This window comes from Streptomyces roseus, assembly GCF_001044425.1.
Lineage (GTDB): Bacteria > Actinomycetota > Actinomycetes > Streptomycetales > Streptomycetaceae > Streptomyces > Streptomyces roseus.
In genome coordinates this window covers 22,706-37,622 of record NZ_LFML01000053.1, presented here as the reverse complement: position 1 = coordinate 37,622, position 14,917 = coordinate 22,706, and the positions used below count along the sequence as shown (strand labels likewise).

General features: G+C 72.3%; 14 protein-coding genes and 1 tRNA gene. 8 read left to right on the top strand and 7 right to left on the bottom strand.

Going from position 1 to position 14,917, the window contains the following annotated elements; translation table 11 throughout:
• Window positions 1-39: 39 nt before the first annotated feature.
• From ACS04_RS14135 to ACS04_RS14125, 3 genes are all read right to left on the bottom strand, one after another.
• On the bottom strand, window positions 40-804 hold the full coding sequence (locus tag ACS04_RS14135) for a chaplin family protein (protein WP_048476931.1): 765 nt from the start codon (window positions 802-804) through the stop codon (window positions 40-42).
• Between the two features lie 98 nt (window positions 805-902).
• Entirely contained in the window at window positions 903-1,136 is a 234-nt protein-coding gene (chpH, locus tag ACS04_RS14130) for a chaplin ChpH (protein ID WP_030037336.1), read from the bottom strand.
• Between the two features lie 130 nt (window positions 1,137-1,266).
• Window positions 1,267-2,592 carry a M20/M25/M40 family metallo-hydrolase gene (locus ACS04_RS14125; protein ID WP_048476930.1) on the bottom strand — a complete coding sequence of 442 codons (1,326 nt, stop codon included), beginning with the start codon at window positions 2,590-2,592 and terminating at the stop codon, window positions 1,267-1,269.
• 169 nt (window positions 2,593-2,761) lie between these two features.
• Here ACS04_RS14125 and ACS04_RS14120 point away from each other — a divergent pair.
• A tRNA-Leu gene (locus tag ACS04_RS14120) sits at window positions 2,762-2,846 on the top strand.
• Between the two features lie 150 nt (window positions 2,847-2,996).
• On the opposite strand, the gene ACS04_RS14115 is transcribed toward ACS04_RS14120, so the two are convergent.
• The 4 genes from ACS04_RS14115 to ACS04_RS14100 form a co-directional block, all read right to left on the bottom strand.
• Window positions 2,997-4,433: an amino acid permease gene (locus tag ACS04_RS14115; protein ID WP_048476929.1), complete on the bottom strand. Its 1,437-nt coding sequence runs from the start codon at window positions 4,431-4,433 to the stop codon at window positions 2,997-2,999.
• Between the two features lie 253 nt (window positions 4,434-4,686).
• On the bottom strand, window positions 4,687-6,231 hold the full coding sequence (locus ACS04_RS14110) for an APC family permease (protein ID WP_048476928.1): 1,545 nt from the start codon (window positions 6,229-6,231) through the stop codon (window positions 4,687-4,689).
• Between the two features lie 77 nt (window positions 6,232-6,308).
• The gene (locus ACS04_RS14105; RefSeq protein WP_048476927.1) at window positions 6,309-7,256 is read right to left on the bottom strand and encodes a hypothetical protein; all 948 of its coding nucleotides are present in this window, start codon (window positions 7,254-7,256) and stop codon (window positions 6,309-6,311) included.
• A 514-nt stretch (window positions 7,257-7,770) separates the two neighbouring features.
• Window positions 7,771-9,426, bottom strand: a complete 1,656-nt coding sequence (locus ACS04_RS14100; protein WP_048476926.1) for an FAD-binding dehydrogenase — start codon at window positions 9,424-9,426, stop codon at window positions 7,771-7,773.
• A gap of 79 nt (window positions 9,427-9,505) precedes the next feature.
• Here ACS04_RS14100 and ACS04_RS14095 point away from each other — a divergent pair, with 79 nt between their 5' ends.
• The 7 genes from ACS04_RS14095 (at window position 9,506) to ACS04_RS14065 (ending at window position 14,806) form a co-directional block, all read left to right on the top strand.
• Window positions 9,506-10,036: an NUDIX domain-containing protein gene (locus tag ACS04_RS14095; protein WP_048476925.1), complete on the top strand. Its 531-nt coding sequence runs from the start codon at window positions 9,506-9,508 to the stop codon at window positions 10,034-10,036.
• Window positions 10,037-10,045: 9 nt separating this feature from the next.
• A complete protein-coding gene (locus ACS04_RS14090) occupies window positions 10,046-10,444 on the top strand; it encodes a YidH family protein (RefSeq protein WP_048476924.1) in 399 nt (132 codons plus the stop codon).
• Window positions 10,441-10,761, top strand: a complete 321-nt coding sequence (locus tag ACS04_RS14085) for a DUF202 domain-containing protein (RefSeq protein WP_048476923.1) — start codon at window positions 10,441-10,443, stop codon at window positions 10,759-10,761. The genes ACS04_RS14090 and ACS04_RS14085 overlap by 4 nt, the downstream gene beginning before the upstream one ends.
• An 83-nt stretch (window positions 10,762-10,844) precedes the next feature.
• On the top strand, window positions 10,845-11,141 hold the full coding sequence (locus ACS04_RS14080; protein WP_048476922.1) for a hypothetical protein: 297 nt from the start codon (window positions 10,845-10,847) through the stop codon (window positions 11,139-11,141).
• Between the two features lie 229 nt (window positions 11,142-11,370).
• Complete coding sequence (locus tag ACS04_RS14075; RefSeq protein WP_048476921.1) at window positions 11,371-12,282, top strand: MBL fold metallo-hydrolase; 912 nt, start codon at window positions 11,371-11,373, stop codon at window positions 12,280-12,282.
• 208 nt (window positions 12,283-12,490) lie between these two features.
• Window positions 12,491-13,567, top strand: coding sequence for a phosphotransferase family protein (locus ACS04_RS14070; protein WP_048476920.1), 1,077 nt, complete (start codon window positions 12,491-12,493; stop codon window positions 13,565-13,567).
• A gap of 9 nt (window positions 13,568-13,576) precedes the next feature.
• On the top strand, window positions 13,577-14,806 hold the full coding sequence (locus ACS04_RS14065) for an acyl-CoA dehydrogenase family protein (RefSeq protein WP_048476919.1): 1,230 nt from the start codon (window positions 13,577-13,579) through the stop codon (window positions 14,804-14,806).
• Window positions 14,807-14,917: the final 111 nt, after the last annotated feature.

Here is a 14,917-nt window from a genome sequence, read left to right as displayed (position 1 = left end):
GGCCCCGGACCGGGACCCGCGTCGTAGGGCTGCCGCGCCTCAGGTCGCGCTGCGGGCGCGCCGGTAGAGCACGGCGCCGGCCAGCAGCGTGCCCGCGGCGAGCGGAAGGCCCACGCCGAGGACGTCTCCGGCGCCGGTGGCGGCGAGTCCCGCCTGCTGGGCCGGGGCGATGCCCTGGCCGGGGTGGGTCACAGGAGTGACACCGCCCGTGCCGGGCCCGGTGGGCCCGCCGGGAAGCCCGGGGGTACCCGGCTGGCCCGGGTGGCCGGGCTGGCCCGGGTGGCCGGGCATGCCCGGGGTGCCGGGGTTACCGGGAGTGCCGGGGTTACCCGGGGTGCCGGGGTGGCCCGGGTGACCGGGGGTTCCCGGGTGGCCCGGAGTGCCCGGGTGGCCCGGAGTGCCCGGGTGGCCGGGCGTGCCGGGGTTTCCCGGGTGGGCCGGTTCGTCCTCGTCGCACGGCTCGTCCGGCTCCTCGGGCTCGGCCGGGTGACCGGGGTTGCCCGGGTGGCCGGGGTTGCCGGGGTGACCCGGGTGGTTGGGCGTGGCCGAGTCGTTGGAACACCGGTTCCCGAAGGCCGGGTTGAGCAGCCCCACCACCGAGATGGTGTTGCCGCAGATGTTCACCGGCGCGTCCACGGGCACGTGGTCGGAGTTCCCGGACGCCACGCCCGGAGAGTTCACGGCATGGCCGGACGTGCCGGAGTCCGCGTGTGCGTAACCCCCGCCCAGCGCGAGCACACCCCCCGCCGCCGCCATCGTGATCAGCGTCTTCCTGGTGACCGCTGCCGCTGCCTGTCGTCGCATGTGTGTTGTCCCCCTGCGGTGTAAGAACAGCCGGGCCCTGAAAGCCCGGCGGCCCCGGAGCGCTGGAATGCGCTCCGGGGCCCAAGACTTCAGAAGCGTCAGGCGTTGACGCAGGTGTTGCCGAAAGCGGGGTTCAGCAGGCCGATCACGTTGACCGTGTTACCGCAGACGTTCACGGGGATGTGAACCGGAACCTGGACGACGTTGCCGGACAGGACACCGGGGGAGCCGATGGCCGCACCCTGCGCACCCGCGTCGGCGGCGGCGATGCCCGCACCCGCGAGAACGAGACCACCGGTGGCAGCCGCAGCGGCGACAACCTTCTTAAGCATGAGTTCCTCCTAGTTGGCAATGCGGTCCCAGCCGCGGACCGCACCACCTGTAACGAGGAGGCATCACCGGGGCTACGAGCGTATGAGTGCATTCACTCTTCCCAGTGAGAAACGCACACCTTCCCGATTCTCAGCAGTTGTCGATGAATCGGTCGAGAACGCGCACGCCGAACTTGAGCCCGTCGACCGGCACCCGCTCGTCCACCCCGTGGAACATCCCGGCGAAGTCGAGCTCCGGCGGGAGCTGGAGCGGGGCGAAGCCGAAGCAGCGGATGCCGAGGTCGTCGAAGGACTTCGCGTCCGTACCGCCGGAGAGCATGTACGGGACCGCCCGCGCGATCGGGTCCTCGGCCTTCAGGGCGCCCTGCATGGCGTCCACGAGCCGCCCGTCGAAGTCCGTCTCCAGGGCCTTGTCCCCGTGCACGTCCTCGTACTTCACGCGCGGCCCGAGGATCCGGTCGAGGTCGGCGAAGAACTCGTCCTCGTAGCCGGGCAGGAAGCGGCCGTCCACGTGCGCGGTGGCCTGGCCGGGGATGACGTTGACCTTGTAGCCGGCGCCGAGCATGGTCGGGGCGGCCGAGTTGCGCAGCGTCGCGCCGACCATCTTGGCGATGCCGCCCAGCTTGGCCAGGGTCGCGTCCATGTCGTCGGGGTCGAGCGGGGTGCCGAGCGCGTCCGAGAGCTCGTCCAGGAAGCTCCGTACGGTCTTGGTGACCCTCACCGGCCACTGGTGGCGGCCCAGGCGCCCCACGGCCTCGCACAGCTCGGTGATGGCGTTGTCGTTGTTCGTCATCGACCCGTGGCCCGCGGTGCCCTCCACCGTGAGCCGCATCCAGTGCATGCCCTTCTGGGCGGTCTCCACCAGGTACAGCCGCAGGTTCTCGTTGACGGTGAACGAGAAGCCGCCGACCTCGCCGATCGCCTCGGTGACCCCGTCGAACAGGCCGGGGTGCTTGTCCACGAGGTGCCGGGCGCCGTACACGCCGCCCGCCTCCTCGTCGGCGAGGAAGGCCAGCACGATGTCCCGCGGGGGCTTGCGGCCGCTGCGCAGCCGGTCGCGTACGACGGCCAGCGTCATCGCGTCCATGTCCTTCATGTCGACGGCGCCGCGGCCCCACAGGCAGCCGTCGGCGATCTCGCCCGAGAAGGGGTCGTAGGTCCAGTCGGCGGCATTCGCCGGGACCACGTCCGTGTGGCCGTGGATCAGCAGCGCCGGCCGCGACGGGTCCTCCCCCTCGATGCGCGCGACGGTCGAGGCGCGCCCCTTGTGGGACTCGAAGATCTGCGGCTCCAGCCCGACCTCGGCGAGCTTCTCCGCGACCCACTCGGCCGCCTTGCGCTCCCCGGGACCGGAGTGGTCCCCGTAGTTGCTGGTGTCGATCCGGATGAGGTCCCGGCAGAGGTCGACGACCTCGTCCTCGCCGGAGACGGTCCTGCCCGCGCTCGACTCGCTCACGCTGCTTCCTCCCACTGATCGGTACCGACTGCCTCCCCATCCTCCCGCTTCACCCGCCTCCGCCCAAGGGCGATCCCCGGCCGCAGGGGGGTGTGATCGAGGGCCCCGGAATGTTTGGTAATGTTTTCCACGTCGGAACGGCCCGCGAGGGACGCGAGACAGACACCTTGTCCGGGTGGCGGAATGGCAGACGCGCTAGCTTGAGGTGCTAGTGCCCTTTATCGGGCGTGGGGGTTCAAGTCCCCCCTCGGACACAGAGCGAGAACCCCATTTCGGTGGGGTTTTTCGCGTTGTACGGCCTGTTTCCGCTGCGGCTGCCCCGGCGGCCACGGCATCGGCCGGAGCCGGGTGAACGAGAAGGACCCCGCCCGAGGGCGGGGTCCTTCTCGTTCGCGGAGGGGGCGTCAGCGGTTCGCGGCGATCTCGGCCACGCGGCGGCGCACCAGGAACCAGCCGCCGACGAGCGCGGCGCCGATGACGGGGACGCACATGACCGTGGTGCGGCCGACGCCGCCGTCGCACCACATCAGGACCAGCACGGTGACCAGGAACACCAGCGTGACGATCTGCGTGTACGGGGCCCAGGGGAGGCGGTAGGCGGGGCGCTGCACGCCGCCCTGCTGCGCGCGGCGCCAGAAGAAGAGCGAGCAGACCATGACCATCGCCCAGGTGCCGAGGATGCCCAGCGAGGCGAAGTTCAGGACCAGCTCGAAGGCGTCCTTGGGCATCAGGTAGTTCAGGCCGACGCCGGCGAGGCCGAAGGCGGCGGTGAAGAGCACTCCGCCGTAGGGGACCTTGCCCTTGTTCATGCGGGCGGTGAACTTCGGCGCCGAGCCGGACATGGCCATCGAGCGCAGGATGCGGCCGGTGGAGTAGAGCCCGGAGTTCAGGCTGGAGAGCGCGGCGGTCAGGACGACCAGGTTCATGACGCCGGCGGCGCCGGGGACGCCCAGCTTGTCGAAGACGGTGACGAAGGGGCTCTGGTCCGAGGAGTACGAGGTGTACGGGAGCAGCAGAGCGAGCAGGACCACCGAGCCGACGTAGAACAGGCCGACGCGCCACATGATCGAGTTGATCGCCTTCGGCATGATCTTCTCGGGGTTCTCGGTCTCGCCGGCGGCGACTCCGCACAGCTCGACGGAGGCGTACGCGAAGACCACGCCCTGGAGCAGCAGGAGCATCGGGAGCATGCCGGAGGGGAAGATGCCGCCGTTGTCGGTGATCGAGGACAGGCCCGGGGTGTGGCCGTCGATCGGGTGGCTGGTGGCGACCAGGTAGATGCCGACGAGCAGGAAGATGCCGAGGGCCGCGACCTTGACCAGGGAGAACCAGAACTCCATCTCGCCGAAGTACTTCACCGAGATCAGGTTCGCGGTGAGGACCACGGCGAGGGCGATCAGGGCGAGGACCCACTGCGGGACGCTGGTGAACATCGACCAGAAGTGCGCGTAGGTGGCGGCGGCGGTGATGTCGGCCACGGTGGTCGTGGACCAGTTCAGGAAGTACAGCCAGCCGGCCGTGTAGGCGCCCTTCTCCCCCATGAACTCACGCGCGTAGGAGACGAACGCGCCGGAGGAGGGACGGTAGAGCACGAGCTCGCCGAGGGCCCGGACGACGAAGAAGGCGAAGAGGCCGCACACCGCGTAGGCGATCGCGAGGGAGGGCCCCGCGTTGGCGAGCCGGCCGCCGGCGCCGAGGAACAGGCCGGTGCCTATCGCCCCGCCGATGGCGATCATGTTGATGTGGCGGGACTTGAGGTCCTTGCTGTAGCCCTCGTCACCCGCGTCGACGTGGCGGGACGACGCCGGGGCGGTGGCCTCGGTCAAGGTGCTGTCACTCATGTAGCGCTTCGCCTTCGTGCGTGGGACAGGCAGGCCCGGACGCCGCGCAGGGGAGCTGGGTGGTGTCACCTGTGCGGGGGTCCGAATGTTTTTGTCGCCCCAGGAGACCATGAGCCCCGGCCAGGGCCAAAACCCGGCCTCCCTACGCGGAAACCCCCGGCGACCATGGAAACGGGCGTCGGGGGCTTCGCATGGGCTTGAAAGCGAGGCGGTACGGGGTTGCACGGGGACCGGCCGCCGCGGCCGGGCCCTCTTACTGCCGGGGGCCGGCCTCCGCGGCCTGGTCGAGGCGGAAGGCCTCGTTCCCGAGGCCGATGCGGGCGTGCACCTCGGGGCGGCGGCTGCGCAGGAGGGCCCCGTACAGGAGCCCGGCGAGGGCGGCGGCGGCGATGACGCCGGGCAGGACCCAGCTGAGCGCGGAACCCTTCTCGGCGCCGACCAGGACGTCGAAGTCCTTCACCGTGTAGACGGCGATGGCGAGCAGCGCGATCCCGGCGGCGCCGGCCGCCACGAGCCGCCAGACCTGGGCGGCGGCGGTGCCGCGGCGGACGAAGAAGGCGATGACGGCGAAGGAGGCGGCGGCCATGAGGAGGGTCACTCCGAGGGCGCCGACGTTGCCCATCCAGGTGAAGAGGTGCAGCACGGGCGTGGTGGGGTCCCCGGTCGGCTGGTCGTCGGTGACGGCGAAGGCCAGGACGACGAGGACGGAGACGACGGTCTGCAGGAGCGAGCCGGTGGCGGGGGCGCCGGTGCCCGCGTTGGTCCGGCCGAAGGCGGCCGGGAGCAGGCCCTCGCGGCCCATGGCGAAGGCGTAGCGGGCCACCACGTTGTGGAAGCTGAGCATGGCGGCGAACATGCCCGTCACGAAGAGGACGTGCAGCACGTCGGTGAAGGTCGTGCCGAGGCGGGCCTCGGTGAGCTGGAAGAGCAGGCCGGGGCCGGCTTCGGCGGAGTTCTTGACGACCTCGGAGGGGCCGGTGGCGACGGTGAGGGCCCAGGCGCTGAAGGCGAAGAAGAGGGCGACGAAGCCGACGGCGAGGAACATCACGCGCGAGACGACGATGTGGGGCTTGCTGGTCTCCTCGGCGTAGACCGGCGACTGCTCGAAGCCGACGAAGGCGGCGATGCAGAAGCACAGGGCGGTGCCGAGGCCGGGGCCGCTCAGGGTGCCGGGGTTGAAGGCGTGCAGCGAGATGCCTTCGGCTCCGGGCTTGCCGATCGCGGCGATGTCGAAGATGACGACGAGGACGACCTCGATGAGCAGGAGGACGCCGAGGACCTTGGCGTTGAGATCGATCTTGAGCCAGCCGAGCGCGCCGGTGAGGGCGACGGCCGCCAGGGCCGGTATCCACCAGGCGAGGTCGGTGTGGAGGTACGTGGCGAAGAGGCCGGAGATCTCGAAGCCGAGGATGCCGTAGACGCCGACCTGCATGGCGCTGTAGGCCACGAGGGCGACGAGCGAGGCACCGGCGCCGGCGGTGGGGCCGAGGCCGCGCGCGATGTACGCGTAGAAGGCGCCGGCGTTGTGGACGTGCCGGCTCATCTCGGCGTAGCCGATGCCGAAGAGCGCGAGCACGACGCCGAGGATCACGAAGAGCAGGGGCTGGCCGACGATGCCCATGACGCCGAAGGTGGTGGGCATCACGCCGGCGACCACCATCAGGGGCGCGCTGGCGGCGAGTACGGAGAGCAGCAGCCCGGCGGTGCCGAGGCGGTCGGCGCGCAGGGCGCGGTCCTGGCCCTTGTAGGTGCGGATCTCGGGCGCGGTGCTGAGCGTGGTGGATCTGCCCGTCGCCATGGCGGGGTGTCCTTTCGGGGGAAGGTCGGGGGGGCGGGGGTGCGCGGTGCGGGGGTGCGCGGTGCGGGCCCGCCGCGTCAGTCCGTGCCGAGCGCGGCGCTGCGAGCGGCGAGGAAGGCCTTGTGGGGGTCGAGGTCCGGATAGGACCAGGGGGCGGGCGTGGCGTGGCTTCCGATGCGGTGGAAGAGGGCGGCGGCCTCGGCCGGCCGGCCCTCGCAGAGCTTGGCGTGGGCCAGGAAGTTGAGGTCGACCCGGTTGCGGGGGTGGTCCTCGCGCTCCCACTCCAGCCACCAGTCGAAGGCGGAGCGCAGCACCTGGCGGGCGCGCCGGCCCGACCAGTGGGCGGCGGGCCCGCCGGGGGCGCGGCCCGGGGTGGCGGCGAGCACCCGGTACCGCTCGGCGTGGGCGATGACCGGCAGGACGGCGAGCGGGGAGTCGGCCGGGGACTCCTCGGCGGCCCAGGCGGCGAAGTCGTAGACCTCGTGGAGCGGGTCGTGGCCGGATGAGGGGGTGTGTTCGGCCAGCCTGGCGACCATCAGGTGGTGGGCGTGGTGGTGCTCGCGGTGGCGGGCCCGGACCTGGTCGAAGTGGCGGCTGAACTCCTCCCCGGTGCCGAAGGCCCGGCTGAGCATGAGCAGCCCCAGCCAGGGGGTGGGGTCGGCGGGGAGCAGCGCGGCGGCCCGGCGGCAGGCCTCCTCGGCGGCTTCGGGCGTGCCCTTGCGGCGCAGGGCGGTGAAGACGGCGGCGCAGGCGAGGAGGGTGGCGGCGTCGGGGCTGTCGGGTTCGGCGAGCAGCCATTCGCGGGCCCAGGCGGTGGCGGCCGGGGTCTCGGCGAGCACGACGAGGCGGTGGCCGCGGCGGTCCCAGTCGTCGCCGGTGGAGACGAGGAGGGAACGGGCCCGGGTCCACCGGCCCTGGGTGAACTGTGCTCGTACGTCGACCAGTTCCGTGTCGCACAAGGCCGGATCGAAGAGCTGGGCGTCCCGCTTGCGGGCGCGGCCGAGGGGCGGCGGAGGCGGGGACATCCGCGGGATTCCCTCCAACACGGGCGCGGGCGGACGGTTTGGCTGGATGATCACGCACAGCAAAGCGGTAGGCACAGCTCCGCGTCAAGGTCCAGTCCACTGCGTGGCGTGTTTCAACTGGTAGGAACAAGGGGACAGTTGGTGCGCATTACCGCGTTCGCGACCGCCGTGGACGGCGCGACGGTCGCGGACGGCGGTGCCGTGCGGGGCTCGGCGGGGCGGAGGCCTCGGCGACCGGGTCGCCGGCCGCGTACGAGGTGACGGGCGACCCCCCGCCGGTGACGGGCGCTCCGATGGCGGTCAGGGACTGCGCGCAGCGTCCGGTGGCCGTGGCGCAGGGGACGGAGGAACGGGTGCCGCCGCGTACGGAGGCGGGCCCCGAAGCACGCCCCGGACGAGGGCAGGGGCTATCCGACTGTGGCCGAATGGCGCACTGCACACGAGCGGACCGCCCGGACCGCCCTGGCGCACCACCTCGCCCGCCGCCTGGCGCACCTCGTCACCCGCCTCCTAATCAGCCCACCGCCTGGGCCGCGGCGCGGCCCGCCGCGCGCCCCGAGAAGATGCAGCCGCCGAGGAAGGTGCCCTCCAGGGCGCGGTAGCCGTGGACCCCTCCCCCGCCGAAACCGGCCGCCTCGCCCGCCGCGTACAGGCCGGGCAGCGGCTCGCCGGATCCGGTCAGGACCCGGGAGGACAGGTCGGTCTCCAGGCCGCCCAGGGACTTGCGGGTCAGGATGGAGAGCCGTACGGCGATCAGCGGGCCCGCCTTCGGGTCGAGGATGCGGTGCGGGGCGGCGGTGCGGATCAGCTTGTCGCCGAGGTACTTGCGGGCGCCGTGGATGGCCGTCACCTGGAGGTCCTTGGTGAAGGGGTTGGCGATCTCCCGGTCCCGGGCGACGATCTCGCGGCGGACGGTCTCCTCGTCGAGGAGGTCCTCCTTGGTGACGGCGTTCATCCCGCGCACCAGCGCGCCGAGGTCGCGTTCGACGACGAAGTCGGCGCCGCGGTCCATGAAGGCCTTCACCGGCCCCGGTACGGCCTGGCGCGCCCGGTCGATGACGTCGCGGACCGATTTGCCGGTCAGGTCCGGGTTCTGCTCGGAGCCGGAGAGGCCGAACTCCTTGCCGATGATGCGCTGGTTGAGCACGAACCAGGTGTGGTCGTGCCCGGTCTTCATGATGTGGTCGAGGGTGCCGAGGGTGTCGAACCCGGGGAAGAGCGGTACGGGCAGCCGCCTGCCGGTGGCGTCCAGCCAGAGCGAGGACGGGCCGGGCAGGATGCGGATGCCGTGCCTGGACCAGATCGGGTTCCAGTTCTCGATGCCCTCGGTGTAGTGCCACATGCGGTCCTTGTTGATGTGGCTGGCCCCGGCCCGCTCCGCGATGCCGAGCATCAGGCCGTCCACGTGCGCCGGGACCCCGGAGAGCATCCGCCGCGGCGGGGTGCCGAGCCGGTCGGGCCACTGCGCGCGGACGAGGTCGTGGTTGCCGCCGATCCCGCCGCTGGTGACGATCACGGCCTGGGCCCGGAGGGAGAAGGTGCCGGTGCTCTCGCGGCCGCTCGCGGTGCCCCGTACGGCGTCCGAGGGCTCCAGGACCTCGCCGGTCACGGTGTCCAGGGCGCCGGCCGTGCGGGCGAGCCCGGTGACCCGGTGGCGGAAGCGGAGCCGGACCAGCCCGCGGGCCACCCCTGCGCGGACCCGCCGCTCGAAGGGGGCGACGAGGCCCGGACCGGTGCCCCAGGTGATGTGGAAGCGGGGGACGGAGTTGCCGTGGCCGTTCGCGTCGTACCCGCCGCGTTCGGCCCAGCCGACCACCGGGAAGAAGCGGACGCCCCGGGCGTGCAGCCAGGGGCGCTTCTCGCCCGCCGCGAAGTCCACGTACGCCTCGGCCCAGCGGCGCGGCCAGGCGTCCTCCTCGCGGTCGAAGCCGGCGGTGCCGCTCCAGTCCTGGAGGGCGAGCTCACGGCTGTCCCTGATCCGCATCCGCCGCTGTTCGGGTGAGTCGACGAAGAAGAGCCCGCCGAAGGACCAGTGCGCCTGGCCGCCGATCGACTGCTCCGGCTCCTGGTCGAGCAGGATGACCTTGCGGCCCGCGTCGACGAGCTCGGCGGTGGCCACGAGACCCGCGAGACCCGCCCCGATCACGATCACGTCTGCGTCGTACGTCATGTGTGCGAACCCGTCCTCCGGTCGGTGGTGGGGCAGATCCTTGGCTACGCAGCGGTAACCAGTCAACAGCGGTGGTTGGATGGGCCGTGTGAGTGCTGCTGACGAAGTGCTGGACGTGGTGGACCGGGACGACCGGGTGACGGGACGGGCGCCGCGGGGCGAGGTGTACGCGGGCGGGCTGCTCCACCGGTGCGTGTTCGTCCAGGCCAGGGACGCGCGGGGAAGGGTCTTCGTGCACCGGCGGACGGCCTCGAAGCTGGTCTTCCCCTCCGCCTACGACATGTTCGTCGGCGGGGTGGTGGGCGCCGGCGAGAGCTATGCCGAGGCCGCGCTGCGGGAGGCAGAGGAGGAGCTGGGAGTGGCGGGGCTGGCGCAGCCGGTGCCGCTGTTCAAGTTCCTGTACGAGGGCCCGGGCGGGGCCTGGTGGTCCTACGTGCACGAGGTGCGCTGCGAGCTGCCGGTGCGGCCGCAGGAGTCGGAGGTGGCCTGGCACACGTGGCTCTCCGAGGAGGAGCTCGCGGGGCGGGTCGCGGACGGGGAGTGGGAGTGGGTGCCGGACGGGCTGGAGGCGTACCGGCGACTGCGCGCGCACCGGGAGTCCCGCCAGTAGATTGATCAGGTGATCGACTTCGTCAAGGACGTGCGCCTGTGGTTCGCGCCGCAGCGGGTGAGGGACGAGGGCGAGACCCCCGACTACCGGTTCTCGCTGGCCAACGAGCGGACCTTCCTGGCCTGGATCAGGACGGCCCTCGCCCTGGTGGGCGGCGGGTTCGCGGTGGACCAGTTCCTGCCGGACCTGCGCTGGGGGGTGCGGGTCGGGATGTCGCTCGCGCTGCTCGCGGTGGGCGCCGCCTGCGCGCTGCGGGCGGTGAACCACTGGGTGAAGTGCGAGCGGGCGATGCGGCGGGGCGAGGACCTGCCGCTGTCCCGGTTCCCCGTGGTGCTGAGCCTGGGGGTGGGGCTGGTCGCGGTGGCGATGGTCCTGGTGGTGTTGATGGGCTGGACGAGCCGGCCGTGACGACCCCCGGTCCGGCGGCCCGCGACGCGGGGCTGCAACCCGAGCGGACCCGGCTCGCGTGGCGGCGTACGACACTGGCGTGCTCGGTGACGGCGGTGCTGGCCCTGCGGACGGCGCTGCGCGGGTCGGGCTCGCCGGTGGAGGTCCTCGGGGCGGCGGTGATCGTGCTGATCTGGCTGGCGTTCCTGGGGGTCGCGCACCGGCGGGTACGGCAGCTGGCGGCGGCCCGGCCGCCGGGGCTCCCGGCGAGGTCGGCGCTGGCGGCGGTGGCGTGCGCGGTGGCCCTGTCGGTGTTCGCGGTGGCGGTCATCATCTGAGCCGGTGATCGGATGATCCGGCTTCTCCGCGCCGGTCGGCGCATAACAGGCGATACGGGATGTTCCGCACTAGCCTCTGCGCCATGACGAGCCTCCACCAGGAACACCCCACCCACGCCCACGCCCACGGCCCCGACTGCGGCCACGCGCAGGTGTCCCACGGCGACCACCTCGACTACGCGCACGACGGCCATCTGCACCGCGAGCACGCCGGGCACTGGGACGAGTGCGAGCCCGCCGGGCACGCGGCCCACGAGAACCACGACCACGCCCACGGACCGGCCTGCGGGCACGAGGCCGTGCGGCACGGTGACCACGTGGACTACGTGCACGACGGGCACCGGCACGCCGAGCACGACGGACACTACGACGACCACTGACCACGGAGCACTGAGCACTGAGCACTGAACCACTGACCACTGACGGCGCTCGCGGCCTCCGAGGGCTGCGGCAGGGCCGCCGCGGGCCACCCGCCGACGGCCGCAGACGGCCGCAGACGGCCGCAGACAGGGTCGGCCGCCCCGGCGCGGCAGACCCCCGCCCTCCCCCGGCGCCGCCGGGGCTGGCAGGATGCTGACCGCTTGTCAGAGCGACCCGGGGAGAGCCCACATGACCGCCGAAGAGCCGTACCTCGTCCAGCCCGCGACCGGGGTGTACGCCTACGTCCAGCCGGACGGCGGCTGGTGCCTGAACAACGCCGGCTTCGTCACCGACGGCGGCCGGACCCTGCTCATCGACACCGCGGCCACCCAGCGGCGCGCCCTGGCCCTGCGCGAGGCGGTCGTGGGCGCCGGTGTGCCGCTGCCGCGCACGGTGGTCAACACCCACCACCACGGCGATCACACGTACGGCAACGCCGTCTTCGCCCCCGAGGCGCTGATCCTCGCGCACGACAACGCGCGTACCGAGCAGATCGCGGCCGGCCACCAGCTGGAGCTGATCTGGCCCGCCACCGACTTCGGCTCGGTCGAGATCACCGCGCCCGACCTCACGTACAGCGACCGGATGACGCTCCACCTCGGCGGGACGGAGGTCCGGGTCATCCACCCGGGCGTCGCGCACACCACCGGGGACTCGATCGTGTTCCTTCCGCGGCAGGGCATCGTCTTCACCGGCGACCTGGTCTTCGCCGAGGGCACGCCCTTCCTGGCGATGGGCTCGCTCGCCGGTTCGCTGCGGGCGCTCGAGCTGCTGCGCTCGCTGGACGCGGAGACCGTCGTACCGGGCCACGGGCCGCTGACGGACCCGTCCGCGTACGAGGCCACCGAACGCTATCTGCGGTACGTGGCCGAACTGGCCCGCGAGGGCCGGGCGAAGGGGCTGAGCCCGCTGGAGGCTGCGCGGCAGGCGGATCTCGGGGAGTTCGCGGCCTGGCGGGAGAGCGAGCGGCTCGTGGCGAACCTGCACCGGGCGTACGCGGAGCTCGCCGGGGAGCCGGAGGGGGCGCCGCTGAACATCCTGGCGGTGCTCCAGGACATGACCGTGATGAACGGCGGGACGCCCATCCTGTGCCACGCCTGAGGCGCGGGCAACGCGTGAGGCACGGGCAGCGCGTGGTGCGCGGGCCTCGCGGTACGCGCCCGCAGCGGGCGTTCTGAGTCGCGTGCGGGCCGGAGGATCCCCCTCCGGCCCGCACGCGTACGCCCGGCGCACTGGACGACATACCGACTGGTCGGCATGATGTCACTCGTTCGTCCCGTCCCGTCCACTCCGTACGGAGGTGCGCACCATGACCTCAGCGCCAGCGTCAGAGCCCGCTTCGGCCGGCCCCCGGGGCCTCGACCTGGAAGGGCTGCGCGGTCATCTCGACCGGGTGCGGCCCGGGCTCGTGGCCGGGGCGCTGCGCGGCCGGCTGATCGAGGGGGGCCGCTCCAACCTCACGTACGAGATCACCGACGGGACCGGCCGCTGGGTGGTGCGCCGCCCGCCGCTCGGCCATGTGCTGGCCACGGCACACGACATGAAGCGCGAGCACCGGGTGATCCGGGCGCTGCACGGCACGGCCGTGCCGGTGCCCGAGCCGGTGCTGCTGTGCGAGGACGACTCGGTCCTCGGCGCGCCGTTCTACGTGATGGAGTACGTGGACGGGGTCCCGTACCGCAGCGCCGACCAGCTCGCCGAGCTCGGCCCCGAGCGCACCCGGCGGGCCGTGCTGGGCCTGGTGGACACCCTGGTCGACCTGCACGCGGTGGATCCGGCGGCGGTGGGCCTGGGCGACTTCGGCCGGCCCGAGGGCTTCCTCGACCGGCAGCTGCGCCGCTGGGGCAAGCAGCTGGACTCCTCGCGGGGCCGCGAACTCGCGGGCATCGACGAGCTGCACGCCGCACTCGGCCGCTCCCTGCCCCGCTCCCCCGCCCCCGCCGTCGTGCACGGGGACTTCCGGCTGGACAACGTGCTGATCGGCGGTCCGGACGACACGATCCGGGCGGTGCTGGACTGGGAGATGTCCACGCTCGGGGATCCGCTCACCGACCTCGGCCTGCTGGTGATGTACAGCTCGGACCTGGGGCTGACGGACTCGCCGGTCAGCACCACGAGCGGCGCGCCCGGCCACCCGGCGCCGGCCGAGCTGATCGAGCGGTACGCCGCCCGTTCCGGCCGGGACACCGGGGCGATCGCCTGGTACACCGCCTTCGCCTGGTTCAAGCTCGCGGTGATCCTCGAAGGCATCCACTACCGCTACACGCTGGGACAGACGGTGGGCGCGGGCTTCGACCGGATCGGCGACCTGGTCCCGGTGTTCATCGAGCACGGCCTGGCCACCCTCGGGGGCCGCCACACATCCGCAAACCGCCAGGAAGGCTGAGGCACACCCATGGACTTCGCATTCGACGCCCGGACCGAGGAACTCCGCGAGCGGCTCCTCACGTTCATGGACGAGTACGTGTACCCGGCGGAACCCGTCGCCGCCGAGCAGCGCGCGCGGCTGGCCTCGCCCTGGGACACCCCGGCCGTCTTCGGTGAACTGAAGGCCGAGGCGCGCCGCCAAGGCCTGTGGAACCTCTTCCTGCCGGATGCAGCGCACGGCGCCGGGCTGACCAACCTCCAGTACGCCCCGCTCGCCGAGATCACCGGCCGCAGCCCGCACCTGGCGCCGATGGCGACCAACTGCGCGGCCCCGGACACCGGGAACATGGAGGTGCTCGCGCAGTTCGGCAGCGAGGAGCAGCAGAAGCAGTGGCTGGAGCCGCTGCTGGCCGGGGAGATCCGCTCCGCGTTCGCGATGACCGAGCCGGAGGTCGCCTCCTCGGACGCGACGAACATCGAGACCCGCATCGAGCGTTCGGCCAGCGGTGACGAGTACGTGCTCACCGGACGCAAGTGGTTCATCTCCGGGGCCATGAATCCGGACTGCAAGATCTTCATCGTCATGGGCAAGACCGACCCCGAGGGAGCCGATCCGCGCCGCCAGCAGTCGATGATCCTGGTCCCCCGCGACACCCCGGGCGTCGAGGTGCGCCGGGCGATGACGGTGTACGGGTACGAGGACCACGACCACGGCGGCCACGCCGAGGTGGTCTTCGACGGGGCCCGGGTGCCGGCCGCCCACCTGATCGGCGAGGAGGGCTCCGGGTTCGCCATCGCCCAGGCCCGGCTCGGCCCGGGCCGCATCCACCACTGCATGCGGCTGATCGGCATGGCGGAGCGGGCCATCGAGCTGATGTGCCGGCGCGCGGTGGGCCGTACGGCCTTCGGCAAGGAGCTGGCCGCGCAGGGGGTCGTACAGAACTGGATCGCGGACGCCCGGGTCACGGTGGAGCAGCTGCGCCTGCTGGTGCTGAAGACGGCCTGGCTGATGGACACGGTCGGCAACCGGGGCGCGCACACCGAGATCCAGGCCATCAAGATCGCGACCCCGCGGGCGGTGGTGCGGATCCTGGACGACGCCGTGCAGCTGCACGGCGCGGGCGGGGTGAGTCAGGACTTCCCGCTGGCCGAACTGTGGGCGGCGGCGCGGACTTTGCGCCTCGCGGACGGCCCGGACGAGGTGCACCAGCGCTCGCTGGCCCACCGCGAGCTGAAGAAGTACGCGTCCCGCGCCTGAACGTGAGGGAATCGTGCGGAAGTTCTCACGAACCCATGTGCGAAGTGAAGGCGATGCGGGGGGCCCTTTAAGAAACCTTGTTGAACAACCTCGAACCGCCGGTACGTTCTT